Here is a 25,633-nt window from a genome sequence, read left to right on the forward strand (position 1 = left end):
ACGGCGGCGGCAAACTATCACCAGCGGGCTTTCAGGGCCCATGTGTCCGCTTTTAGCCGTAACTTTACAGATTATTTTATTATATTTAATCATAATATAGATGCAGGTAGATTTTTCAAAGTCACCGGACGGGCTGGTTCCCGCCATTATCCAGGACGCCATTACCAACAAGGTGCTGATGCTTGGATATATGAACCGTGAAGCGCTGGACAAAACGCTGGCGGAGGGAAAAGTGACTTTTTTCAGCCGTTCCAAGAACAGGCTGTGGACCAAGGGAGAAGAAAGCGGCAATTTCCTGCACCTGCAGCATTCGGCGATCGACTGCGATGGTGATACGCTGCTGTTGAAGGTAAATCCCGCAGGGCCTGTCTGCCATACCGGCACCGATACCTGCTGGGGCGAAACGAACAAAGCGGCCGCCACGTTCCTGCACTCGCTGGAACAGGTGATCCGGGACCGGAAGAACAACCCGACCGAAAAATCCTACACGGCATCCCTCTTCGCCAAAGGCATCAACAAAATTGCCCAGAAAGTAGGGGAGGAAGCAGTGGAAGTGGTGATTGAAGCGAAAGACAATAATGATGAGCTTTTTCTGAATGAATCGGCGGACCTGCTGTTTCATTATTTGATACTGCTGCAGGCCAAAGGCTTTACGCTGGAGGATGTAGTGACCATATTAAAAGACCGGCATAAATGAAAAACATTGCGCTCCTGGCGCTTTGCATGGCAACAGCCGTGGCAACCAGCGCACAATTTACCGTAAAAGGCAGGATTAGCGGGGCAGACAGCCTGCAGCTCGTTTTCCTGAGTGAAGATGGCCAGACCAGGGATACCACCCAACTGCTGGATGAAGGGGATTTTTCTTTTACCACGTTACATAAACCCGGTAAGGACGATATGTTCGCCCTCCTTCTGGAAGGCCTGCCTGCTCCGTTATTGCTGGTAGCGGACCAGCCTGTTGTAGAGCTGGAAGGAGAGAAGCAGCATTTTCCCGTTGCGGCCGTTCAGGCCGGGCAGCAAACCCGATGGATGCAGGATTATCACCTCGCCTATCAGCCCGTGATCCGGAAAGCCATGGCCCTCAATATGGAAGCTGCGGAGATCGGTGGTGACGATGATGCCGCCAAGGAAGATTTCCGCCGGAAGGCGCAGGAATTTGAGAAAGAAGTGATGATGACGGGCCTGAATTTCATAAAAGATCATCCAAAGGCGCATGCCAGCCTTTTTCTGCTGACCAATGAGCTGAAAGGCCGTTTGCAGGATGAACAATTCATTGCGTTATTCAAAGGGCTGGACCCGGTTGTCAGAAACAGCCGTTTGGGCAAAAACGTCGCCGCCCAGGTTGCGCAAATGGAGCAATCCGCAAAAGATGTTGGCCTTGCAAAGGACTTTGAACAGAAAAATCCGGAAGGCCAGCCCGTAAAGCTCTCTTCCTTCCGGGGAAAATATGTGCTGATCGACTTCTGGGCCAGCTGGTGCGGGCCCTGCAGGATGGAAAATCCTAATGTGGTGGCAGCCTATCACCGTTTCAAAGACAAGAATTTCACCATACTCGGCGTATCGCTCGATAAAAGCCGTGGCGACTGGCTGGAGGCCATCGAGCAGGACAAACTGGTGTGGACCCAGGTATCCGACCTGAAAGGCTGGGGCAACGAGGCTGCGCAATTATACGGCGTTCGCGGCATTCCGCAGAATTTCCTCATCGACCCGCAGGGAAAGATCATTGCCAGCAACCTGCGCGGCAAAGCCCTGGAACAGAAACTGGCGGCCATCCTGCAGTGACCGCTTATCACTTTAGCCTTGCTTTTCCCTGCCGGATAAGCCAAATTTGTCAGAGTTAAAATCATAAACGTAACCAAGCATGAAGAAATTGATCCTTGCAGCGGCGCTGTTATGCCCCGTTGTGCTGACAGCACAAAAAAAAGCGAAGGAAAAACCTTACACCATCCAGGGCACGATCGTTCAACAGGAAACACCCACCAAAGTAACCCTCAGATATAGAAAAGACGGCAAAATAGTTACCGATACCACGCTTACCGCAGATGGCAGATTCGTGTTCAAAGGCACGGTCCCCGAGCCCATGCAGGTACAACTGCTGGCCGATGTTCCAAAATCCGCCACCAATATGAACGGAAAAACGGAAGTCGCCCCCATCTTCCTCGCTCCCGGCACCACCACGGTGACCATGGAAAGCCTGGACAAGAAAGGCACCGCTACCGGTACCACCGCACAGGATGATTATAACCAGCTGAATGCCCTGCTGGACCCGCTGTATAAACAAGGCGCCGAACTGAACAAGGAATACCGCGCCTTACGCGAAGCAAAGGACGAAGCGGGCATGAAAAAGCTGGAAACCCGTTTCGAACAGCTGGAAGCCAGCCGCAAAGCTGTGCTGAACAAATACCTGGAAGACCGTCCAGGATCGCCGCTCGGCATCTTTGTGCTGTCCCAGGTGGCAGGGTACGACCTGGACCCCGAGAAAATCGATCCCCTGTTCAACCGGTTGTCCAAATCCGTGCGCAAGACCCCTTCCGGCAAGCAGTTCGAAGAGCGCCTGGACATCGCCCGGAAAGTACGGGTAGGCAACCCCGCTATGGAATTCAGCCAGAACGATCCCTCCGGCAAGCCCGTGAGCCTGGCCTCTTTCCGCGGAAAATATGTGCTGGTGGACTTCTGGGCAAGCTGGTGCGGCCCCTGCCGCGCTGAAAACCCCAATGTGGTGAAAGCCTTCAATATGTATAAGGACAAAGGGTTCACCGTCCTCGGCGTATCTTTTGACGACAACAAGGAGAAATGGGTGGAAGCCATCGATAAGGACGAACTGCACTGGACGCAGGTGTCCGATCTGAAAGGCTGGAGCAACGAAGTAGGCAAAATGTACGGTATCCGCGCCATCCCGCAGAACCTGCTGCTTGACCCGGAAGGCAAGATACTGGCCAAGAACCTCCGCGGCGAAGCTCTTGAAAGCAAACTGGCAGAGCTTTTCAAATAATTATACCGGTACCGTCCCGGAAAAAAGACCCCGGTTGCCACTGGCAGCCGGGGTCTTTTTGTTTATGCCTTCCCCGACTTGAGCCGTTTGCCACTGTGCCGTGCTTCCCTGCCGCCAAAGTCCTTAATCAGCCGATTTCCCCCAACCGGAATCATTTTCCTTCTCCTGAAGCCCCGATCCCTGCCGGTATCCCGCCAATTCCCCATCCTCCCCCAAAAAAAATATCCTCCCGAATTTGTTATTCTACGAATTATTCGTAGATTTACGATAGGTTCGTATTTATGAAGTATGTTTTCGGTTTTTGGATATGGATGATCGTCTGCACAACACCCGTTTTCGCGCAAACGGATTTCCGCATCACCGGAAAAGTACTGGATGAGAACGGGAAACCGATGCCTTTTGCCAGCGTGTTCCTCAATCAGACCACCATCGGCGACCGCACCACGGAACAGGGTGATTTCACCATCCGGCAGGTACCGCCCGGCAAATATGAGCTCATCGTTTCTTATCTTGGTTATGAGCCGCTGCTGATACCGCTGACAGTAGATAAAAACATCAGCGGCATCACCGCTGGCCTGAAGCCGAAAGCAGGACAGCTGAAAGAAGTGGTCATCAAAAGAAATGCGGAGCGGGACCGGTGGATGAGGGTCTTTAAAGAAACCTTCCTCGGCAAAAGCAACAACGCCGGGCAATGCACGATCCTGAACGACGAGATCATAGATCTGCAGTACGATCAGGCGAAACACAAACTCAGCGCAACTTCAGATGACTTCATCATTATCGAGAACAAGGCGCTCGGATACAGGATCAGGTTCCTGCTGATCAACTTCGAGATCAATTTCAGCACGGGTTATTCGATCTACTATGGTAATCCGTTGTTCGAACTGATGCGGCCAAAGAACAGGAGACAGGGCAAGAAATGGGAAGAAGCGAGAGAAAAGGCGTATTACGGATCATCGATGCAGTTCTTTAAAAGTCTTGTCAACCACCAGTTACAGGAAGATGGATTTGAAGTGAGGAAACTTGTGCGGATAAAACGGAGCAGGGATTTTACACCGCCAACCGGCAACGACAGCGCGAAAGTGCTGAAACCGGGCTTCCTTTCCAGTTATGTCAACTACCTGTACAACAAGATACTGCCGTACGACAGTATTTACAGGAAAACGGCTGACGGTTATGCGCTCCATTTCCGGGATCACCTGCACATCACCTATACGAAGGAAAAAGAAGGGAGGGATTATCTGGGTGAAGGCAATACCGCCAAACCAGGCCACCAGCTTTCCGTGATGAGGCTCCTGGAACCGGAAGTGCCGCTGGACGTGAACGGAATACTGGAATCGCCTGTTCATGTATTGTATGAACAATACTGGGGATGGGAAAAAATGGCGGAAATGCTGCCGCTGAACTATAAACGTTAATATCAATTTCAATCGTTTCAATATGGAAAAACTGACCAAACAGGAAGAAGCGGCCATGCAGGCCATATGGAAAGCAGGGAAAGGCTTTGTGAAGGAATTCCTGGAAGCGCATGCCGCGCCTGTGCCGCCATATACCACACTGGCATCTACCATCAAAAACCTGGAGAAGAAAGGATATGTGGACGCCAAAAAGATAGGTAACGTGTATGAATACACGCCAACCATCGGTGAAGGGGAATACAAGCAGAAGTTCATGAACGGATTTGTGAAGGACTACTTTGAGAATTCCTACAAGGAACTGGTCACATTCTTCGCCAGGGACAAGAAGATCAGTCCTGATGAACTCAAGGAGATCATCAACATGATCGAGAACAAAAAATAACCTGCAGGTCTGCATTCATGACGTAAATATCAATGGCATGTCTGAATTCTTTTTATATCTGATCAAAGCGAATATTGCGCTCTGCCTGTTTTACCTGGCTTATCAGCTTGGGCTTCGCAGGCTGACCTTTTATACCCTCAACCGTTACTTCCTGTTGTCGGGGATCGTTTTTTCCTCACTGTTCCCGCTGGTGAATGTGAATGATTTTGTGAACCGGCATGAAACGCTGGCGCAGCAGGCAATTATTTATCTGCCTGATCTGAATGCCTGGCAGCAACCTGTGCAGCCAGAGCCATTCAGCGTCTGGAACCTCATGGAATGGGTGTTCTGGGCCGGTGTGGCGGTGATGGCCCTGCGGCTGGTCCTGCAATTATTTTCCCTGCTGTTCCTGCACCGCAAGTCCCGTCCGGCTAAACTGATGGACCGCAGGGTACGCCTGATGCCGGACTCCATGAACCCGTTCTCTTTCTTCCGCCATATATACGTGAATCCATCGTTGCACGGCCCCAATGAATTGAAAGCCATCCTGCAGCACGAGGCCATTCACGTCAGAGAATGGCACTCTGCGGATGTGCTGATGAGTGAAGTGAACCAGGTATTCTACTGGTTCAATCCCGGGGCATGGCTGATGAAAACCGCGGTAAAGGAAAACCTCGAATTCCTGACGGACCGCACCATGCTTCGTACGGGAGTGGACAGAAAGGCGTACCAGTACAGCCTGGTACAGGTGAGTGCCGCGCAGTATGCCGCCGGCATCGCCAACAATTTCAATTTTTCCCATCTTAAAAACCGCATCAAAATGATGAACAAAGAAAAATCGTCCCGCCTGCAAATTACCCGTTATGCGGTACTGGGCATCATCGTTTGCGGTGCCTTATTATCCCTGAACTTTACCCGTGCCGGCGCTGTTGTGCAGGAGGCCGTGCAGGATGTGCAACGCGTGCTTGTAGCGCCGCAAATACAGCCGGTGGATACCGTGGTGCCCGCACAACCTGCGGCGGCGCCGGTGAAGCAGGAAACAAAAGAAAAGGTGATAAAAGGGCAGGCAACCGGTATTATTATTTCAAGAGATAACATCATTAGAGAAGTGGAAGAAGCGCCGCAGGCAGAATCCGCCCCGGTAGCTACTGCTTTCGGCGGAGAGCCGGCTCAGATCAGGCTCACCGGCCCCATTGATACCACAAGAAAACCACTGATCGTAGTTGATGGCGTGCCGATGGATGCAGACAAGTATCCTAGTCCGCTGCAGCAGCTGAACCCGAATGACATTGACGCGATCACTGTACTGAAAGACGCCTCTGCTACCGCGATCTATGGTAAAAAAGGACAGCATGGGGTGATCCTCATCACGACCAAAAAAGGGAAGCCCGCATTGCAGGAAGTGACCGTAGTAGGATATCCCGCCAGAGACAAGGATGCGGTGAATTTTGAAGCAGCAGGCGATGATGGTACCCGTTCACTCAAAGGCGTGGTAGTGGTAGGGTATGGGAAAACTGATGCGGCAACCACCTTGGCTGCGGGCGCCACTGGTACAGACAAGGCAGGTCTGAATGAAGTGACCGTAACCGGGAAGCCTGCCGCGGCAACAAGCATAGGGCCTTTAAAAGCTTATCCGAACCCTACCTCCGGCATCGTGTCCGTAACATTTACGGTGGATAAACCCGGCAAGGGATATATTGAAGTGACCGATGCCAACGGCAAACCGGTCTACCAGAAATCGATCTCGGATTTTAAAGGCACGTATAACGGTCAGATCGACCTCAGCCGTTTCCCGGCAGGGATATACTACCTGGTGGTGGTGAAAGACGGTGCAAAAATATCTTCCCGTATTGTAAAGAATTAGCGCGGCTGTTATCCTCTCATGCAGCCATGCCGTGGAAAGGGAGAATTGCTGAAGGAGCCCGATTCTCCCTTACTGCAGGCTTCTGGCGCAGCGGAAACCGAGGTTGGACAATCCTGATTCCGGCGTTGTTTTCATCCTTGCCGAAACGCGGTATCCCCTGCAATATTCATCACTGCACATAAAAGATCCGCCCCGGATCACCCGCTTGGGAGCGTTCGGGTCCATAGCGTCATAAGGTTGAGCGGGACCGGTGGGATTTGCAGCGCCGGATTGCATTTCTTTGTAATAGTTGGTGGAATACCAGTCCGCCGTCCATTCCCATACATTTCCGGCCATGTCGTACAGCTGATAACCGTTGGCGGCGAAGGATTTCACGGGAGCGATATGATAAAAGCCGTCCGTTTCCGTGTTCTCATACGGGAAATGACCGTTCCAGATATTGGCTTTTGCTTTACCCGTTTGCGGCAGTTCCGTGCCCCAGGGGAAGGGTTGCTCTTTCAGGCCGCCCCTGGCTGCAAATTCCCATTCCGCTTCTGTTGGAAGGCGTTTTCCCGCCCATTTCGCGAAGGCCTGGGCATCTTCCCAGGAAACATGGATGACCGGATAATGGTCCTTGCCATTGATATCGCTGCCCGGCCCTTCCGGATGCTGCCAGTCCGCCCCCAGCACAAAACGCCACCACTGGCCTACATCATTCAGGTCTACCGCCTGGGCAGTGGGTGTGAATACGAGGGAGCCAGGCGATAACATGGAGCTGTCCGGCTCAGGGGAACCGGGAGGAAGGCTGCGCATGTATTCTTCTTTGGTGATCGGCCTTTCCGCCGTGGTGATATATCCCGTGGCTTTTACAAAGGCGCGGAATTCCGCGTTGGTCACCTCATGTTCATCAAGCAGAAAGGAATCTACTTTTACGGTGTGCGACGGATATTCATCCGGCATGCCGCTGTCATCATCAGCCCCCATCCTGTATTCTCCCGCCGGGATCAGGATCATCGGGTTAAGGAGGGCTATGCTGGCAGGAACTTCCGTCTTTCCCTGCTCCGGTGTTGCGGTATGGCAGGAGGCCAGCATACAACTCAGGGAAACAATGATAGAGATAGCGTAAAGTTTCATCATACCCTGCAAATTTATAGCACAGGATCGTGAATCTGTAATTTGAACAGGATTAATCCTGTACGGCTGTTACCGCTGCTTTGCATTGTGAAATTGTTAAATTAGCGCCGGAAATCTTTCATATTGCCGGAAGCGGCCATATTATCCGTATTTTAATCCCGTAATTATTGAAACTGCATGTCTTTCAGCCGTAGCGACTTTGGTACTGATTTCAAATGGGGGGTAGCGATCTCCGCTTTTCAGAACGAAGGCGCTCACGATGCGGATGGCAAAGGCCTCTCGGTCTGGGATACCTTTACAGCCCGCCGGGGCAAGATCAAAGACGGAACGCATGCCCGCACTGCCTGCAATTTTTACCACTGTTACCGGGACGATATTCTGCTGGCAAAGGAAATGGGGTTCGATGTTTTCCGCTTTTCCCTTTCCTGGCCGCGCATCCTCCCTGACGGCACCGGCCGTGTGAACCAGGCTGGTATCGATTTCTATCACAAGGTCATCGACGCCTGCCTCGAAGCCGGCCTGGAGCCGTATATAACGCTGTATCACTGGGACCTGCCACAGGCGCTGGAGCATAAGGGCGGCTGGTGCCACCGCGGCACCGTGCATGCTTTTGAGGACTTCGCCGTGATCTGCGGCAAGGCATATGGCCATAAAGTGAAGCACTGGATCGTGCTGAATGAGCCTTTCGGTTTTACATCACTGGGATATATGCTGGGCGTACATGCTCCCGGAAAGTTCGGACTGTCTTACTTCCTCCCCGCCGTGCATCATGTGGCGCTGGCCCAGGCTGCCGGAGGGCGCGCTATCCGCGCGGAAGTACCGCAGGCAAAGATCGGCACCACTTATTCCTGCTCCCATATCATCCCATATACGCAGAATAATAACGACCTGCAGGCCGCAAAACGCGCCGATGCATTGTTTAACCGGCTTTTTATTGAGCCGGCGCTGGGCCTGGGCTATCCGGTGGAAGCATTCCCCCTGCTTCGCCGCATCGAAAGGCGCTATGCGTTGTGGCGCGACTGGGACAAGCTGGCTTTTGATTTCGATTTTATCGGCATACAGAATTATTTTCCGCTGGTGGTCAGGTACAATGCGTTCATGCCCTATGTGCAGGTATCGGAAGTGAAAGCGCGCTATCGGAATGTACCGCTCACAGCCCTGGGTTGGGAGATCAGCGGGGACGGCATGTACAACATCCTGCAGCAGTTTGCCGCATATGATGGCGTGAAAGAACTGATCGTTACGGAAAGCGGCGCCGCCTTCAATGATCTGTTGCTGAACGGCAATGTGGAGGATGAGCAGCGCGTCAGCTACTTCCGGGAATACACCGGGGCTGTGCTCCGTGCAAAGCGCGCCGGCGTTCCCGTTTCCGGATATTTCGCCTGGACGCTTACTGACAATTTTGAATGGGCGGAAGGGTATAAAGCCAGGTTCGGGCTGGTGCATGTGGATCTTGAAACACAGCAGCGCACGATGAAAGCCTCCGGCCGCTGGTTCCGCGACCTGTTGCGTTCATGACCTTCATCTTCAAAGGGCTTGTTCCGAATTTTTTCCGGAAGGCATTGCTGAAATGTGAAAGCGAAGTATATCCCATATCATATGCGATCGCCGTGATGGATTTATTTCCCTGCAATACATCACGCCTGGCCAGTTGCAGCCGGTGCTCACTCAGATAGCCAAATACAGAATTGGAAAATACCGCCCTGAAACCAGCTTTCAGTTTGAACCCGTTCAATCCTGCCAGTGCTGCCAGCGCAGATAATGTAGGCGGGCTTTGAATATCCCGCAGCAGGATTTCCCTTGCCAGCCGCACTTTCCTGATATCGGCATGAGAAAGCTGGAACGGCTTTTGCGGCTTTCCTCCGGTGTTGGCTGTGCCATCCGGCAGAAAAAGGCCGGGCTGTTTTTCATGGATAGTCATCATTACACGCATATCTCCCGTAAAATGTTCAATATAAAGACGGATTTTTGAGCGATCACCCCCAAAGGCACTTTCAAAAGAACCGGTGATCTGCAAAATTAAAATCCCTTTTATGCAACAAAGGGATGGCATGAAACAGGAATTTAGCGGGATAAAAATATTGGAGACATGGCTGTTATACGGAAGGGAATGAATACGAAACATCTGGCACTGGCGCCTGTTTTTGCAGTGGCATATTTACTGAATGTATTGCCGCATTTTATGCAGCGGGGTTTACAGCAGCTGATCTTCACCGTGCTGTTCAGAGTGATCAACTACCGTTACAGCGTAGTATTGCAGAACCTCTCCCGCTCACTGCCCGGCAAGTCTTACGCGGAGATCAGGGCTATCGCAAAGCGGTTCTATCAGCATTTCAGCGGATTGTTCCTGGAGATCACGCAATTACTGGTAGCCTCCGGTGAAAAGCAGAAACAACGTACCCGCATTGTCAATCCCGAGCTGCCGGAATACTATTATCGCCACAACCGCAGCATTATCATGATGATGGGGCATTACGGCAACTGGGAATGCCTGAATGTATTGCCCGGTTTCTTTGCGGCGGATGTTTACGCGGTGTATAAACCCCTGTCCAACACTTATTTCAATGCGCTGATGTATCATATCCGCACCCGCTTCGGTATGAAGCTGTTATCCATGGAACAGGCCGCAAGGCATATGCTGCTGCATCGGGATCAGCCGAATGTGTACATCTTTATTGCCGATCAGTCCCCGCCGCCGGGTACCAGATGCCAGGTGGATTTCCTGCATCAGCCCACCAGCCTGTTCACCGGCGCGGAAAAACTGGCAAAGGCGCTGGACGCTGCCGTAATGTACACATCGGTAAAGAAAGATGAAGTTTCGGAAGGCTGGGATATATCGTTTACCCTGTTAACGGACCGGCCCGCTGCAGTGAAAACGAACGGTATCATGCAGTCATTTGCCGCGCACCTGGAGCAGGATATTTTGCAGGCTCCGCCTTACTGGCTGTGGACCCACCGCCGCTGGAAGCATGCATAAGGTACAGGGATAGGAAAACGCGGCAGGTAAGGGAAGACCAGTTTTGGGGTAAGCCGTATAAAGGTTATCAGTGCAAGTCAGATCTTCCGGGTTACCTGCCGCGTTGTTGTTATTGTTCCCTGAGTTTGAAGAACCAGTTATCACGCAGTGAAAGGTGCAACACCACATTGATATAATTCTCCTGTATCAGTCCTTTTGAAGATGTGCCGCGCTGCCCGGCCTCAAGGCCGAGATAGTAGCGGAGATGCCCTGTTTTGCTGGGGAGTGAAGCCCCGGCCGTTACCCCGAAATCCCGCACCGGCTCATTCTTGATCTGCATATAGGCGGTATGGTAGTTGAGACCGGCCTGAACGATCAGCCCTTCTACCTGTTTATTGTACTGGAACTTGTAAAAAGTATATTCCATCCCGCCGGAATAACGTTGTGAGTTGACGAAGCTGTAATCCTGCTTGTCCGCGTTCGCGCCTTTCCAGTTCTGCTGACGGTAATCCGCCAGCCAGTTGATACGCCCGTTGCTGAAGCTCAGGCCCACCGCCCATTGCTGCGGCAGCGTGAAATCCCTGGAGCTGAGCTCCTCTTCGAACAGCACCGTTTCATCTGCATAACGGATAGAGAAATCTTCCTCGGAAGCCAGCTTTGTTCTAAAGCGGTAGGTAGCCCCTGCGCCGATCAGCCATTGCCCGGCTTTACCCGCATATTGTGCGCCCGTGGTGAAATTGAAATTATGCATGAACCGCCGCTGTTCCGTGTACACATCCGTAGCGCTGCCGCTGCTGCCCAGGCTGTCTGTGGTCGTTATCGGGCCAAACAACAAAGCGGAGGAAACGCCTACGGAAAAGTTTTTGTTGAGCTGCAGCGCATTGGAGAAATACAGCCGGTTGATCCCGCCGGTACCTTCAACGGCATTGCGTGTACCTGCTGTAGTGCCTTCCACGTAACGGGTATTGAGCAGCTTGTAATCCACACGGCTGTACGGCATGAGGCCCAGGCTCAGTCCCCACATTTTGCTGGCTTTGAAGCCCATCGCAAATCGCTTGAAATTGATGTCGCCGGCATTCTGGTTCAGGTTGGTGCCGTTGTATTGCAGGCTCTTGCCGGCAAGGGACGCCTCAAAGAAAAATGTTTCCATGGGTAAACGCCCGTAGGAAGCAGGGTTCAGCTCATTCAGAAAACTATGAGAGCCGCGGGCAACGCCGGCGCTGCCCACACCGAAGTTGCGGCTGTAATCTTTTTCCTCCAGGTCGCCGATACCGAATGCGGAGTATATCGAATTAACGCCTTTTTGCGCCTGCACCTGCCCGGCGGCCAGCAGTAAACAGCATCCTATGGTAAATCTTCGCATCACAAGGAATTAATTGTATAAGAGATAATAAATTTTCAGTTGCGCGCGGTTCCCGGAATTTTTCCCGTCGCCAAGTATCAGCCGGTCGAATTTCGTGTAGTAATCCCCGGCAGTCGGTATAGCCAGCAATCCCCGGTAAGTATAGGTATCCATTTCTATGAGTGCACGGCAGTAGGACGTTACATCGTAGATATAGGCCGTATTGGCAGGATTGAGGAAATCCACCTGCATGTTGCCGCCCTGGTAACCGTTGTCATTGGAAAGCGTGTCGCCGGAAAGCACATAATGTTTGTTGTCCGCCGGGCACAGCATCAGCCGGGGCGGCAGGCGGTAGTCCCTGTAGGTGCCGGCTACCGGCCGCAATACCAGCTCTGCATACATGATGCGCCCGTATTTGCCCAGTTCCGGCAACGCAGCTATAGACGGAAAGTCCATCCGCGTAACGGTCCGCGTAAGGCTTTGCACGAATGACTGGTTGCCGGTAGCCGTACTGGGCAATCCCGTTTGTCCGGATGGCAGCTGCTCCAGCGCCGTGCCGGAGCGGTCCGACTTTATTTCATTGAACTGGAGGTCCGGAGAGCTCATCCGGAAATCAAAATATTTCTCTTCCACTTCAGTGGAGCTGATGTGGTAATGCAGGCGGATATAGAGATTGGAATCTGTGGCCTGGAAGCCCAGTGCGGCTTTATTGTTATTCCCGCGTATCGCCATCCCTTTGAAGTATTCCGTAAAATAGTCGTTGTCGGAAACATCCTGCGATTTGTCCCGCAGCAGGTCGAACAAGGCTTTGCCTTTGATGTCGCTCAGCCGGAGATGCAGCAGGTTGCCGTCCGTGGGGCGGATCATTACCGAAGTATCTGCCCAGGGGGTGCTTTCCACGGCAAATTGCTGATGGCTGAAGAACATATAATAATCGTCCGGCAGCACCAGTTTCTGGGAGAGTTTATATACCCGGAACTGCTGCGGTACCGTAGTGTCCCCGTACCAGGAGCCGTCCGGTTTCATGATCAGCTCAATGGAATCATACACGGCACGGATGTCCACCTCCCGTTCTGCGGGAAGGGAGATGTGGAAATAAGTGCCGGCCTCCACTTTACCGAACACCGGGTCCGTATATCCCCCGATCAGTGCGGTACCGGTGCCGGAGGTAGGAATGGAATCGAGCTGCACGGTGCGCATCTGGATGGTAAAAGTGTCCAGTAAAGTGTATTGCACATTGCCGCCATCTAACACATTATCATAGCTGAAGCCGTTCTTCTCACAGGCCGAGAGCAGGAGAACGCCTGCGGCCGCAATGAGCATATTTCTCATCATAAAGCAATGGTTTTGTACTTGTATAGCTGCGCAATGATAATCAGGAAGGTTTTGCCCGGTATGGCGTAATATGCCAATCCGGTGTTTTTATCGATGATCCGAGGGATAACATCGTTAGTTGCCATTTTCAGGCTGACAGGGTTTTTTTGGGGGAAATGCCCGCAAGTGCGCGCAAGATGCTCATAAAGAGCAGATTAGATAGTACTGTTAGTAACGCCAAGTAGATCGGTGTACCGGAACAAGCGTTACCTTGCTCCGGGTGGACAGCATATTTAGTGGGATGATATTCATTTGAACAGCAGTTCAATGCCCTGTTCCTGTTATTTTCAGTTCATCCAGGTCCAGCTGCAACTCTGCTTTTCGAATAGCTTCATCGCTGTAGTACTTCTCTTTTCGCAGCTGAAACAATTCCTTTCTCTGCAAGGCATATGCATCCAGCATTACTTTATGGTAGAGCGCTATTTCCCGGTGCTGGATGTCCGCACATTCCAGGGAATCCAGGCGTTGTTGGGTACTGCTGATCTCATTTTCAAGATTTGACTTGAAGAAGCCCACCAGTTCATTATTTTTTGCCTCGGAAGCATATTTTTCATTGATCAGTTTCAGGGCGATATGGTGCAGCCTTAGCTGGATGCCCGCCTGCTGTTCATCTTCAGGAAGAATATTATCTATTTCCCTGAGTTTGACGAGCCTGATGACCAGCGGCAAGGTCAATCCCTGAAAAACCAATGTGATGAATATGACCACGAATGTGATAAAGACAATCAAATTGCGATGCGGAAATGCGGTGATCTTGTCATCCATCAACATGGGAATAGACAATGCCGTTGCCAGCGATACTACACCGCGCATTCCTGCCCAGCTGATTATCAAAGGCCCTTTCCAGCCGGGGGAAGGGTCCTGTCTTATCCTGGCGCTTAGCCAGCGCGGGATGTGAGCGATCGGGTACACCCAGAGAAAGCGGAGCGCTATCGTGATGGCGCTTACGATCAGCCCGTACCGGATACCATCGGCAACGGAATATTCGCCCAGTCCGGCAATGATCTCCGGAAGTTCCAGGCCGATCAGTATAAACACCAAAGCATTCATCACAAAGATCATTGTCGTCCACACGCCAAGCATGTTCATCCGGGTATTTCCTGTACGGAATACTTCATGTGCGCGGTAAGACATGAACAGCCCGCCACTCACTACCGCCATAACACCCGAAAAGTGAAACTGCTCCGCCGCCAGGAACAGCATATAAGGCGTCATCACCGTAAAAGCTGCATCAATAGCCGGCGTAGTAGGTAAAAAACGATGGATGACGTACATGATATGCGCTCCCGCCAGTCCCACAACAATGCCCATGCCGGCCACCAGGAAGAACTGGCCGGTGGCTTCCTGCATGGAAAATGTGCCCGTCAGTACGGCTGCCAGTGCGAATTTGAATACGATCAGGGAAGAGGCATCATTTACGAGGCTTTCGCCTTCCAGGATGGTCATCAATCGTTTGGGTACGCTCATTCCTTTCATGACCGTAGCGGCGGCCACGGCATCCGGCGGTGATACGATCCCGCCCAGCAAAAAGCCCAACCCCAATGTAAAACCGGGTATGATGGCAGATGTGGAATAAGCGATAATGGTGGAGGTGAAAAACACCAGGCCGAAAGCCAGCAAGGCGATGGGCCGTTTCCATTTCCAGAAATCCTTCCACGAGGTGTACCAGGCCGCTTCATAGAGCAGGGGCGGCAGGAAGATCAGGAAAATCAGTTCCGGGTTGAGATGCAGCAGTGGCACACCGGGGATAAAACTGATGCCCAGCCCGGCGATGACCAGGAAAATGGGATAGGCCACTTTCATTCTTTTTGCCAGCAATACCAGGAGCATGACCGCGAATAACAAAGCCAGTATAAGGAGCAGATGATGGTGCATGTAAGGTCCGAAATTTATGCCGTTATGTATTAGTGATCAGGGCCGCATACATGGTGCCGCCGTAGACCGATCGTTGTTCACCGGTTTTCGTTATTTTTTGATATCCGGAATGCAAAAATAATTGTTTTAGATCACGAAAAGGGAGGGGGTAAGGCACCCAGGGGTTCGGGGTACGATGGTCATATTCTACAATGATCCAGCGTTTGGTACCGGCAAAATGATGTTCCAGCTTCCGGATCAGTGCAGGTTTTTCCTGCACAAAATGCAGGGCATTCGCCATCAGTATTCCATCCAGCGGCGGAAGCATCAGTGCATCATGAACAAAATCCGCCTCCTGGAAGGAAACGGATACATTATCCCCCATTACGGCCGGGAGCAGCTGCGGCATTTTGTCCACACCGGTAATATGGCTCCGGGCGGGTAAAATGGCCGCAAGCACTTCGGAGAATACGCCTTCGCCGCAACCGAGATCAGCCCATTGCAGGGACGTTGATCGGGCAAATGCGGAAGACAAGGGGCTTAGCAGGGTAGCATATTTATCTGATCTGTTCAAATACAAGTGGTTTTTTGCCGGGCCATCGCTTACCGGTGAATGGTGGATAAAGCGTTAATACTTCACCTGTCCTGCCCGCAGGGTTGCAGTGATCGGCAGTGTTTTCACAAGCCTGTGACGTGTTGCCAGTGTTTGTTCAGTTATTCCCCGGTTCTCAACGGGTGCTGCAGATAGATGATCACCAGGTTAAGCAACAGGAACGGCAGCTCAATAAATGCTCCTTTGAGGTCTTTATCCTGCAGGTGAAAGCAAGTGATCATCAATATGCCGGCTGCCATGAGGAAGTTGCCCCATATGAATGTTTTGGGGAACAGGATCAATGCTGCGGCAATAATGGTCACCGCTCCGTTGATCATCAGTCCGGTTTTTGTAAATCCCCATTGACTGAACATCTCCAGCATTGCTGCTTTGCCGGTGAGCATAGCGTATCCCTGCTTGAAGCCCATAAAAACGGCAACGGAGATCAGTACTGCGTTGATAATTTTCAGGATCATACTGTGTTTTTTAAAGAAAGGCAAATGACCCCGGGGTCATTTGCCTTTCAAATGTATTCTTTTTCCAATTATCTTGTTGTGTATCCGCCATTGGCAAAAATGGTCTGCCCGGTGATCCACCATCCGTCTGTTACCAGGAATTCAACCAGGGGGGCAATGTCGTTGATATCCGTCAACCCGCCCAATGCGGAGGCTGATTTATGGTAAGCAACCGCATCCTCACTTTCCTGCCCGTAAAAGAAAGGGGTGTCCATTGGTCCTGGAGCAACGGCGGTGACGGATATACCTCGTGTCCCGAATTCTTTGGAGGCCATTCTCGTAAAGTGTTCCACCGGTGCCTTTGCGCCTGCATAGGTGGAATATAACCCGGTATAAGCCGCCAGCAGAGAGGTAACGATGGTACAGACCTTGCCATTGTTATTCAGGGTTCTTCCCGCTTCCTGGATGAAGAAGTAGGCGACTTTCGAGTTGATGTCGAACATCGTATCGTACTCTGCTTCCGTAGTATCCAGGAAAGGTTTTTTCAATACCATACCCACGGTATTGACAGCGATATCGATCCCCCCGAATTTTGATCGGGCCGCAGCGAAGAGCATTTTGATGTTGTCCACTTTTGTCAGGTCCGCCTGAAACAGTAAAGCCTCTCCACCCGCGCTGGTGATATCCGCTAATGTTTTTTCGGCATCAGTTTTTGTACGGTCGCTATTGTAGTGTATAGCTACTTTTGCACCTTTCGCCGCAAATTTTCGACTCAGCAAGCCTCCCAGATTTTTAGCGCCACCGGCTATTAATACTACTTTCCCGCTTAAATCATTTCTTACCATAGTTTTTATTTTTTTATGGGTTACAGTTAATGTAACAAAGCTATGGGAAGCAGGGGGCTGCGTCATGGTGAACTTTTCGGAAGTTTTTTTACCGGCTGTTTTTTTTCTGATGGGCGCTTCTGAAGTCGCCGGGGGTTATGCCGGTCCATTTTTTGAAAAACTTGGAGAAATTGGACGGGTCGTAAGTAAGCGTCATGGCAACCCCGGCAATGGATTGCCTGGATTCGGTCAATAGCTGTCGGGCTTTATCGATGATCTTTGCATCGTAAAAATGGCAGGGGTGATGTGCCTTTTCCATTTGAATGGTATCAGTGAGATGTTTATGCGAAATAGCCAATTCGCGGGCAATCTCGTTAAGTTCCAGGAACCGGGGCGCCCGGCCGCTGACCACATCTTCAATGTGCTGGTCCAAAAAATGGAAGTACTGCCGGGTTATTTCCGTGCTCCTTTTCGTTTTTTTATGTTCTGCATTTTTCATCCTGCATCGTTCAAATGGTCCTGCCGCAACATAACATCCCTCAATGAAACACAAGATACTGAAATGTAATCAGTTAAGTAGTGTTTCGCTGTAATTGACCGGCGGGGGCAGGGGGATTGGCCCCAGGTATTACATAGCTCAAAGAGGAGCGCTGTGGCCTTCCCGCACCGGTTGAGTGCCTGTAAAGCACTGAATATAAACTGATTTTGCGGCTGTGTGGGTGGCTGCTGTCTGCGGATACTTTGGCGGGAACAAAATGGCTTGTTCGCAGATGAAAAGCAGATATTCGTCCGCTTACAACCCCGGTCCGTCTATTTTATATTAACCCTAACAGTTCCCCGGATAATTTTGGCGGTGACAAAAAAACAATTGTATGCAGAATGCAAGACACTATTGTTGGATATTGGCGGGCCTGCTGGCTGCATGTTCCAATAACGATTCGGATGATGATCTCATCGGGAACTGGATTGAGAAGTCCGAACTGGCGGGAAAGCCCCGTTCCGAGGCTGTGGCTTTTACGATCAATGACACGGCTTATATCGGAACAGGCTACGACGGGGAGAAGTACCTGCGTGATTTCTGGAAGTACACGGCTAACGGCGGCTGGATCACACAGATCGCTGAACTGCCTGCGGCGGCGGCGGCACGCGGAAGTGCCGTGGCAATGGTCATAGACGGGAAAGCTTATGTGGGTACCGGCTTTGATGGTTACAACCGGCTGAATGATTTCTGGGCCTATTCTCCTGTTACCGGGCAATGGGAACCGAAAGCGCCGCTCGTAGACCCTAATCCGAGCATAGACTTGTCCCGCCGCGATGCGGTGAGTTTTGTGCTGAAAGGTAAAGGGTACGTAGCTACGGGCAACGATGGCGGTGCATTGAAGGATGTGTGGCAGTACGATCCGGGTAGCGACAGCTGGGCCAGCAAGAATACCTTCGGCGGCTCCAAGCGCACGGAAGCGCTGGCGTTCGTGATCGGTGAAAAAGCATATATCGTTACGGGCACCAACAACAACGAACTGAAGAACGATTTCTGGGAATACAATCCGGATACCGATCTGTGGACGGAGAAACGAAAAATATCCGATGTTACCGATGATGACTTTGATAATGACTACGATGTGGTACGCAGCAATGCCGTCGTGTTCATTATGAACAACAAGGCTTATATCAGCACCGGCAGTAAAGGCGGCCTCTCCACACACACCTGGGAATACAATGCCGTGGATGATATCTGGACGAAGAGGACCGATTTTGAAGGTACCGCCCGCACCGGCGCCGTTGCATTTACACTGGATGGCAAAGGGTATGTCTGCGCAGGCCGCACCTCTTCCTTACCGCTGGATGATCTCTATCAATTCGATCCGCTTGCAGCATATGAAGAAAATGACTAAACATCTCCGTCGCTTCATGATCTGGACGTTGCCGCTGGTAGCAGGGTTGGTATTACTGACCGTTTTTTCTTCCAGGGGGGAGAAGAAACTGCTCCGGCTGGCACCCGTCCAGACGCCCAACGGCTGGGGATACCGCATCACCATCGATAACAAGCCGTTCATTCACCAGGATTGTATTCCCGCAGTGCCAGGTTATCTGCCGTTTCATGACAAGGACGATGCCATGCGTGTAGGTTCGCTGGTCATGCACAAGCTCCGGCATCAGCTTTCTCCGGCAATTACCCGGAGGGAACTGGACAGTCTGCGCATCAGGTTATAGCGTGCTTAACTTTAACACTTGCTTAATAGTTGGAAAGTGCTTTTAACACTTGTTTAAGAGACTTCTGATGTATGTTTACCGCCGATTAGCACCTATGCTCAATATCAGGAATATATTCAGGAACAGGCTTGTGATCATCACCATGCATCTTATGGCATGGCTCTGCCTTTTTCTCTTCCCGTTCTTTGTTTATCGTATCCAGGTGCAGGACCATTCGTTCTACATCAAGGAAGCGATCAACACCCTCTTTCTGATCGGAATATTTTATCTGAATGTATATGTGCTGATCCCGCGGTTCTTTACTTTGAAGCGGATCGGTATTTACATCATGTGCGTATTGGGACTGATCATTTTCATTGCCGTGCAGCAGGCTGTTGTGGAATATCGCTTTATGTCGGTAATGATCGCAAGAACGGGAACGGGGCCGTTTCCCGCCGCACGCCTGGCCGTTGCGGGAAGAGGCGCCGTATTCTCCCGGCCGGCGGACCTGGTGGTGGCAGAACACGGCATGCCTGCGGGCAGAACGATAGGTTTCAGCACACCCGCGGGTACCCTGCTGGAAGACAGCCTTTTTGACCGGCATGTGATCTCCTGGAGAAAAAGATTGTTTACGAGCTGGCGCAATCAACGGCCGAGCATCCAGGGCATCAGGGATTCCTTTCCCATGGCCGTGCGCACCATACATCCGTTTGAAGACCGGATATTTTTCCGGCATTTCTTCTTCCCGGAAATGTTGCGCAAGTCAGCCACCTTCGCATTGCTGATGCTGTTCATGAGCGGCTTTATCAAGATCGCGCTGGAATGGTTCAAAAGCGAGAAACAGCGCGAAGCCCTCACGGTCGCCAATCTGAATGCAGAATTGAAATTTTTGAAGTCTCAGATCAATCCGCATTTCCTGTTCAACAGCCTGAATACGATATACTCCCTGGCACATCGGCGTTCGCCGGAAACCGAGCATGCACTGGTGAAATTGTCCACCATCATGCGGTATATGATCTATCAGAGCAATGAGGACAGGGTGATGCTGGAGAAAGAGCTGCGTTACCTGCAGGATTATATCGACATACAACGCCTGCGCATGACGCGGCAGGTACCTGTGGAATTTATTGTGGAAGGTGATGCAGCAGGGTTGGAAATTGCACCGATGCTGCTGATACCTTTTGTGGAAAATGCCTTCAAGCATGGCATCAGCCTGAAAGACCCGGCATTCATCAACATCCGCATAGCAATTTCCGAAGATGGCGTACTGCATCTCGTGGTACGCAACAGTTTATTCAAACAGCGCGTTTCAGAAAAAGGCGGCGTAGGATTGACAAATGTGCTCAAACGATTGAGCCTGCTATATACAGATGCACACACCATAACTGTCAGAGAGCATGGAGACGAATTTATTGCTGACCTAAAAATTGCGCTGAAACATGATAAAGTGCTTAGCTCTTGATGACGAGCCGCTGGCTTTGGAGATCATTGAAGATTTTGCCACGCGGGCGCCTTTTCCCATGCAGGTCAAAACATTCGAGAATGCCGCACTGGCACTCCGTTACCTGCAGGAAGAACCGGTGGACCTGATCTTCCTTGATATCAAGATGCCTGATATTACAGGCATCCAGTTCCTGAAATCGCTGAAACATCCGCCGATGGTGATCTTTACCACAGCGTATGAAGAATATGCGCTGGACGGATTTAACCTGGACGTAGTGGATTACCTGCTCAAACCCATACCCTTCGAGCGTTTCCTCCGCGCCGTAACCAAAGCGCAGGAGATCATGTCCGTCTCGCAGCCAAAGAGCAATACGGATAACGACTACATCTTCGTGAAAACAGAATACAAGATCATCAAGATCAATCTCGAAGATATCCTTTACATCGAAGCATTGAAAGATTATATCAAGATCTATACACAACATCAGCCCGTGCTCACGCTCAAAAGCCTGAAGGCCTTCGAAAGCAGGCTTCCGAAAGACAAGTTCATCCGTGTGCACCGCTCTTACCTTGTAGCCATGAACAAGATCAATTCCGTAGAGAAGAATACGGTGATGATCGCCAACCAGTCCATTCCCATCAGCGAAGGGTACCGGGACAAATTCTATAACGTGGTGGCGAAATATTCCTGAGCGGTATCTCAGGGTTGCGTGGCCGGCATTTGCCTGATCCATGCTTTGATCAGTTCCAGTCCTTCTGCATGCACGAGTTTACGGCTCAGTTCAGGCATCATCACACCCGGGTCTGTGGATGCCATGCGATATACGAGGATGGACCTTTCCGGGTCGCCGGGCACAATATTGTACTGCAGGCCGCCGGAGCCGCGTCCCGCTGCTACCGGAGTTTTATAGAAACCAAGACGGGTGGAATCCTTTTCCTCATAGCTTAACAGCAATGCCGATGTGCGCGCCGGGCCGTCCTGTTTATGGCAATGCGCACAGTTGATGTCCAGCCACGCCCGCGCGCGGTCATTCAGGCTGCCGGTGGCGGGATCGTTCCAGACCGGTGTTGCCGGCACTTCATTTATCGGCGGAAGGTCTTTCAGCATGCCGAGGCGGCTCCAGTGCTGCAACTGGTTTTCCGTGCCGGAAGCGTAAAGGAGTTCTCCGTTGAGCTGCCGGGCGGAGGGGCCTATCGGCTGCATCACATCGTTGGTATTATGGCAGCCTTTGCATTGATTGAGATTGGGCATGATGTAGTCGAAAGTGATCTCCCGTCCTGCCGGGTTCGTGATCGTCACCGGTTTCCGGTCTCCCGCCACTTCCAGCACGGCATCGGTCTGCTCATCATTCCAGATATATTCCAGTGCTTTCCATCCCCCGGCTTCATGTATCAGCAGCCTGGTTTCCATCAGCCGTTTTCCCCTGTCCGTCTGCGGGAAATAGAATGTTTTAATGAGCACCGTGCCCACCGGGAATTGCAGTACGCCGTTCGCACTATAAGGAACGGCGGCGCCCTGCGGCAGTTTAATGAAACGGGCTTTTTCCGCATAATCCGAAAACAGCGGTGTATTCAGCTGATAGGGAATCACCCCCTCCGCGGGAACCTGGTCTGCCAGCCTGCCCGTAAAGAAGCCGTACCCGGAAAGCAATTCCTCAGGCCCTGGCTCGCTGCGGGAAGACAGCAATACTATGGCCAGCATGCTGATGAAAATGAGTTTTTTCATAGCGCGATATTGTTGTCCGCTTCCCGGGAAGGTCCCGTCAAAGGCAAAGTGCAATCGTGCAGGGCCATGCTCCGGGATATGTTCCTGAAATTATTTCCCGCGTCGATATTGGCGAAGGAAACATTGTTGTTATTGCGGATGCAGATGCGGTATTCATCCCGGTAACGGCCGCTTTCATCTGTCCAGTCATCATTCAGTATGCCATCGTAGATGATATGCGGCACATTCCTCCCGAAACGTAGTTTGAATCTGAACATCAGCCCCATTCTGCCCTTGCCCTGGAACTTCACTTTATCCCGGCGGTAATCGTTATCGAAAATCTGCACCGCGGCAGGGTAGGGGACGTAAGTGCTGTCCTTCACCGGTTTCTCCGTCATGAAATAACTGATTACCGCCGTGCCTATGCTGTTGTTGTAGTGTATCCTGTTGCCATAAACGGCTACGTTGCCGGTGGCCAGCACCATTACCCCTGTGCCTTGCGGCACCTGTGCCACGATATTGCCTTTCGGCGCGAAATTCGGATAGTTGTTGTGGTGAATATTGTTGTTGTACACTTTTACATGCCCGCCTTTTTTCACGATCAGGTCCGGCAGGTCGAACACAAGAATGCCGCCGGTGTTTTCCGTGCATTCGTTATGGAAGACTTCCGCATAAGTGGAATTCTCGATTTCTATCCCCGCCACATTATGCCTGGCCAATGAGTTCTTCACAACGATGCGGGTGGATTGCCCTACGTATATGCCCGCGTCCGAGGCGCCGATGGCTGTGCAGCTGTCTATGAGCACATTTTCGCACTGCACCGGGTAAAGGCCATACGCCCCATTGTCCGCCCCCGGTTTGCCCGTCCACTCCGTTTTAACGTTCCGGAAGGTAATACCGTTAACATGCATGGTCTTGATACCGTCCCCTTTCGTATCCTGCACGGTCATATCCGCAATGGTGATCTGCTGCGCATTGCTGACCTGCAATCCTTCCGCCCCTTCCTGCTGGCCGGCGAAGCTGAGAATGGTCCTGTCCATTCCTTCCCCGCGTAATGTGATCTGTTTTTTCCCTTCCAGTGAGAGGGTGGACAGCAAGGTGTGCCGCCCGGCCGGAAAAGTAATGGTATCGCCATCCTCCGCCATAATAAGCTGGCGCTGGAACTTCTTTTGAACATCCTGCTGGGCGAATGCAGCCGTGCAGCAGGTAGCTGCCAGGGAAAGTAGTAAAGGGAGTTTCATAACGTTGGCGGCGGGTTAAGGGCCTGTATGAATTTACGGAAAAAAGCAGTGCGGGCCGGTTCCGGCGGTGAATTTTAAGCCGTATGGTCAATGGCTTTTTCAGTATATGGCCGGCCAAAGGGGCATTGGCCCTTCAGGGTATGCCATTTGTCTGCCGGACTTTAAAAAACTTAATTTTTATTAAAATTTGTTGAATTTAATTAAATTTGATTCGGTACATAGACGATAAGCTCGTCATTGGAGCACGTTTTGAAAATTCCTTATCTATTGTGGGTCATTTGTTTACAGAAAGGTAACACCCTGTTTTTGACAAATGATCTAAAATTGCCGGGAAATATAATTTAAGCCGATGACCAGGGCGGACAGGTATGTGTCGCTATAAAATAAGACGTTATGAACGAACACCGGGCTTTCCCCGTGCGGGCCTCCAACCTTGCCAACCGGCGCAGGCCGTCTTTGCCGCACAAACATTTCTCCGGCCTCCCGGAAATCAAAGCTGTATTGATGAAGATCTTGTCTGTATGGTCACTGCTTTTGCTGACCTTCCTGCAGGGAGCTGCACAAAAGAAGGACAGCGTTCAGCCTGTTTTTTTGAACTGAATTAAACCCGGTAATGACAGTATTGCAAACGCAGAAAGGCCGCTGGTTCAGCGAAAAGCGGCGATGGTTTATTGTGGCGATCATATTCCTGGCTATCGTGTTCAATTATGTGGACCGGCAGATGGTGTCGATCCTGAAACCGTTGCTGAAAAAGGAATTCAGTCTGGATGACGGCGGTTACGCGATGATCGTGAATGTATTCACCATCTGCTACGCCGTCATGTACCCGGTATCCGGCTGGCTGGTGGATAAATTCGGAGCCGGCAGGATCATGTTCTACAGCATTATCGTCTGGTCCATTGCCAGTATAGGTGGAGGTTTTTCACGTACCATCGGGCAGTTCGGATTTTTCAGGGGTATGCTGGGCGTAGCGGAGCCCGCCAATTTTCCGGCGCAGCTGAAGACCGTTACCATCTGGTTTTCCGGGCGTGTGCGCGCAACGGCCAACAGCCTTTGTGTGGCCGGCAGTTCCATCGGCGCCATCATTGCCCCGCCGCTGATCGCATGGCTTACGCTGTCCTTCAACTGGAAGGTCGCTTTTTTTGTGTGCGGATTGATGGGCATACTGATCGCGCTGTTATGGAAACTGGTTTACCGTGATCCTCCGCCTGAGATAAGCCGCGAAGTAGCAACAGAACTGTCCGGCGAGGCCGGTGCCGCAGCTGCGCCGGAGGCTTTCAGCTGGTGGAAGCTGTGGACGACGAGGAGCCTGTGGGGCATTTTGCTCATTCGTTTCATCAGCGACCCGGTATGGTATTTCTGCCTGTTCTGGCTGCCCGGATATTTGCAGGAAGGGTCTGGACTGAGCCTGGCGCAGGTAGGCATGGTGGGGTGGATACCCTTCCTGGTGGCGGACCTGGGCAGTATCGGCACCTCCGCGTGGTCTGACCGGATGGTGCGTAACGGCACGCCGCCTTTACGCGCCCGGAAGATCATGCTCACCGTAATGGTAGCGCTGGCGCCGTTGTGCCTGCTGCTGAATTATCTGCCCGGTGTAACCGGCACATTGATCGTTTTCAGCCTCGTGGCCGTGATGGCGCTTAGCTGGCTGTTCACGGTAAGCGTGGTGGTGGCGGAAGCTTTTCCGGTGCCGAATGTGGCGAGCGTGCTGGGGATCGCGGGAGGTTTCGGGGCATTGGGGGCCGTGCTGTTCAACTACTACGTCGGGGAGGTCATCGGCAGTCTCGGCCCCGCAACGATATTTATGCTCATGGCCGTGATGCATCCGCTCGCCGCGCTTGTGTTGTGGACCATGGTGCGCAGGGAATAGGTAAAGCAATAAATCCGGATAAAAACGAACACATATTGT

General features: G+C 51.7%; 24 protein-coding genes and 1 pseudogene. 14 read left to right on the top strand and 11 right to left on the bottom strand.

Annotated features, from left to right (window positions below):
- Positions 1–100: 100 nt before the first annotated feature.
- The 6 genes from hisIE (at position 101) to FW415_RS10890 (ending at position 6,635) form a co-directional block, all read left to right on the top strand.
- Complete coding sequence (gene hisIE / locus FW415_RS10865) at positions 101–697, top strand: bifunctional phosphoribosyl-AMP cyclohydrolase/phosphoribosyl-ATP diphosphatase HisIE (RefSeq protein ID WP_148384669.1); 597 nt, start codon at positions 101–103, stop codon at positions 695–697.
- The gene (locus tag FW415_RS10870; protein WP_148384671.1) at positions 694–1,782 is read left to right on the top strand and encodes a TlpA disulfide reductase family protein; all 1,089 of its coding nucleotides are present in this window, start codon (positions 694–696) and stop codon (positions 1,780–1,782) included. Before hisIE ends, FW415_RS10870 begins: the two co-directional genes overlap by 4 nt.
- A gap of 79 nt (positions 1,783–1,861) precedes the next feature.
- Complete coding sequence (locus tag FW415_RS10875; protein WP_148384673.1) at positions 1,862–2,992, top strand: TlpA disulfide reductase family protein; 1,131 nt, start codon at positions 1,862–1,864, stop codon at positions 2,990–2,992.
- A 281-nt stretch (positions 2,993–3,273) separates the two neighbouring features.
- Positions 3,274–4,410 carry a carboxypeptidase-like regulatory domain-containing protein gene (locus FW415_RS10880; RefSeq protein ID WP_148384675.1) on the top strand — a complete coding sequence of 379 codons (1,137 nt, stop codon included), beginning with the start codon at positions 3,274–3,276 and terminating at the stop codon, positions 4,408–4,410.
- A 22-nt stretch (positions 4,411–4,432) separates the two neighbouring features.
- On the top strand, positions 4,433–4,792 hold the full coding sequence (locus FW415_RS10885) for a BlaI/MecI/CopY family transcriptional regulator (protein WP_148384677.1): 360 nt from the start codon (positions 4,433–4,435) through the stop codon (positions 4,790–4,792).
- A gap of 37 nt (positions 4,793–4,829) precedes the next feature.
- Positions 4,830–6,635: a T9SS type A sorting domain-containing protein gene (locus FW415_RS10890; RefSeq protein WP_148384679.1), complete on the top strand. Its 1,806-nt coding sequence runs from the start codon at positions 4,830–4,832 to the stop codon at positions 6,633–6,635.
- Between the two features lie 69 nt (positions 6,636–6,704).
- Here the strand turns inward: FW415_RS10890 and FW415_RS10895 are convergent, their stop codons facing one another.
- Positions 6,705–7,751 carry a formylglycine-generating enzyme family protein gene (locus FW415_RS10895; RefSeq protein WP_148384681.1) on the bottom strand — a complete coding sequence of 349 codons (1,047 nt, stop codon included), beginning with the start codon at positions 7,749–7,751 and terminating at the stop codon, positions 6,705–6,707.
- Between the two features lie 174 nt (positions 7,752–7,925).
- Between FW415_RS10895 and FW415_RS10900 the strand changes: the two genes are divergently transcribed.
- Positions 7,926–9,266, top strand: coding sequence for a GH1 family beta-glucosidase (locus FW415_RS10900; protein ID WP_148384684.1), 1,341 nt, complete (start codon positions 7,926–7,928; stop codon positions 9,264–9,266).
- A 19-nt stretch (positions 9,267–9,285) separates the two neighbouring features.
- Here FW415_RS10900 and FW415_RS25355 read toward each other — a convergent pair.
- Positions 9,286–9,873, bottom strand: a pseudogene (locus FW415_RS25355) (helix-turn-helix transcriptional regulator); the annotation flags it as partial.
- Between FW415_RS25355 and FW415_RS10910 the strand changes: the two are divergent.
- Positions 9,859–10,725: a lysophospholipid acyltransferase family protein gene (locus FW415_RS10910; protein WP_148384689.1), complete on the top strand. Its 867-nt coding sequence runs from the start codon at positions 9,859–9,861 to the stop codon at positions 10,723–10,725. The pseudogene FW415_RS25355 and the gene FW415_RS10910 overlap by 15 nt on opposite strands.
- Positions 10,726–10,834: 109 nt before the next feature.
- Here the strand turns inward: FW415_RS10910 and FW415_RS10915 are convergent, their stop codons facing one another.
- The 7 genes from FW415_RS10915 to FW415_RS10945 form a co-directional block, all read right to left on the bottom strand.
- A complete protein-coding gene (locus FW415_RS10915) occupies positions 10,835–12,067 on the bottom strand; it encodes a hypothetical protein (RefSeq protein ID WP_148384692.1) in 1,233 nt (410 codons plus the stop codon).
- 9 nt (positions 12,068–12,076) lie between these two features.
- Positions 12,077–13,381: a DUF4270 family protein gene (locus FW415_RS10920; protein WP_148384694.1), complete on the bottom strand. Its 1,305-nt coding sequence runs from the start codon at positions 13,379–13,381 to the stop codon at positions 12,077–12,079.
- A 303-nt stretch (positions 13,382–13,684) separates the two neighbouring features.
- Positions 13,685–15,295, bottom strand: coding sequence for a Na+/H+ antiporter (locus tag FW415_RS10925; RefSeq protein WP_148384697.1), 1,611 nt, complete (start codon positions 15,293–15,295; stop codon positions 13,685–13,687).
- 22 nt (positions 15,296–15,317) lie between these two features.
- Positions 15,318–15,848, bottom strand: a complete 531-nt coding sequence (locus FW415_RS10930) for a trans-aconitate 2-methyltransferase (protein ID WP_168208770.1) — start codon at positions 15,846–15,848, stop codon at positions 15,318–15,320.
- Positions 15,849–15,988: 140 nt separating this feature from the next.
- Complete coding sequence (locus FW415_RS10935; RefSeq protein ID WP_148384702.1) at positions 15,989–16,342, bottom strand: hypothetical protein; 354 nt, start codon at positions 16,340–16,342, stop codon at positions 15,989–15,991.
- A 68-nt stretch (positions 16,343–16,410) separates the two neighbouring features.
- Complete coding sequence (locus FW415_RS10940) at positions 16,411–17,166, bottom strand: SDR family oxidoreductase (protein ID WP_148384704.1); 756 nt, start codon at positions 17,164–17,166, stop codon at positions 16,411–16,413.
- An 88-nt stretch (positions 17,167–17,254) separates the two neighbouring features.
- On the bottom strand, positions 17,255–17,578 hold the full coding sequence (locus FW415_RS10945; RefSeq protein WP_210420860.1) for an AraC family transcriptional regulator: 324 nt from the start codon (positions 17,576–17,578) through the stop codon (positions 17,255–17,257).
- 439 nt (positions 17,579–18,017) lie between these two features.
- On the opposite strand from FW415_RS10945, the gene FW415_RS10950 reads away from it, so the two are divergent.
- The 4 genes from FW415_RS10950 to FW415_RS10965 all read left to right on the top strand — a co-directional run bounded on the left by FW415_RS10950 (position 18,018) and on the right by FW415_RS10965 (position 21,470).
- Complete coding sequence (locus FW415_RS10950) at positions 18,018–19,037, top strand: kelch repeat-containing protein (RefSeq protein ID WP_148384709.1); 1,020 nt, start codon at positions 18,018–18,020, stop codon at positions 19,035–19,037.
- Complete coding sequence (locus tag FW415_RS10955) at positions 19,030–19,356, top strand: DUF4907 domain-containing protein (protein WP_168208771.1); 327 nt, start codon at positions 19,030–19,032, stop codon at positions 19,354–19,356. Before FW415_RS10950 ends, FW415_RS10955 begins: the two co-directional genes overlap by 8 nt.
- Before the next feature lie 94 nt (positions 19,357–19,450).
- Positions 19,451–20,797: a sensor histidine kinase gene (locus tag FW415_RS10960; RefSeq protein WP_168208772.1), complete on the top strand. Its 1,347-nt coding sequence runs from the start codon at positions 19,451–19,453 to the stop codon at positions 20,795–20,797.
- Positions 20,775–21,470 carry a LytTR family DNA-binding domain-containing protein gene (locus FW415_RS10965; protein ID WP_148384716.1) on the top strand — a complete coding sequence of 232 codons (696 nt, stop codon included), beginning with the start codon at positions 20,775–20,777 and terminating at the stop codon, positions 21,468–21,470. The genes FW415_RS10960 and FW415_RS10965 overlap by 23 nt, the downstream gene beginning before the upstream one ends.
- A gap of 8 nt (positions 21,471–21,478) precedes the next feature.
- Here FW415_RS10965 and FW415_RS10970 read toward each other — a convergent pair whose 3' ends face one another.
- Entirely contained in the window at positions 21,479–22,504 is a 1,026-nt protein-coding gene (locus FW415_RS10970; RefSeq protein ID WP_148384719.1) for an SO2930 family diheme c-type cytochrome, read from the bottom strand.
- On the bottom strand, positions 22,501–23,724 hold the full coding sequence (locus FW415_RS10975; RefSeq protein WP_148384721.1) for a parallel beta-helix domain-containing protein: 1,224 nt from the start codon (positions 23,722–23,724) through the stop codon (positions 22,501–22,503). Before FW415_RS10975 ends, FW415_RS10970 begins: the two co-directional genes overlap by 4 nt.
- Before the next feature lie 393 nt (positions 23,725–24,117).
- Here FW415_RS10975 and FW415_RS10980 point away from each other — a divergent pair, with 393 nt between their 5' ends.
- Both FW415_RS10980 and FW415_RS10985 read left to right on the top strand, forming a co-directional pair.
- A complete protein-coding gene (locus FW415_RS10980) occupies positions 24,118–24,324 on the top strand; it encodes a hypothetical protein (protein WP_148384723.1) in 207 nt (68 codons plus the stop codon).
- A gap of 13 nt (positions 24,325–24,337) precedes the next feature.
- Positions 24,338–25,594, top strand: a complete 1,257-nt coding sequence (locus FW415_RS10985) for an MFS transporter (RefSeq protein WP_148384726.1) — start codon at positions 24,338–24,340, stop codon at positions 25,592–25,594.
- Positions 25,595–25,633: the final 39 nt, after the last annotated feature.

It is taken from the genome of Chitinophaga sp. XS-30, assembly GCF_008086345.1.
Taxonomy (GTDB): Bacteria; Bacteroidota; Bacteroidia; order Chitinophagales; family Chitinophagaceae; genus Chitinophaga.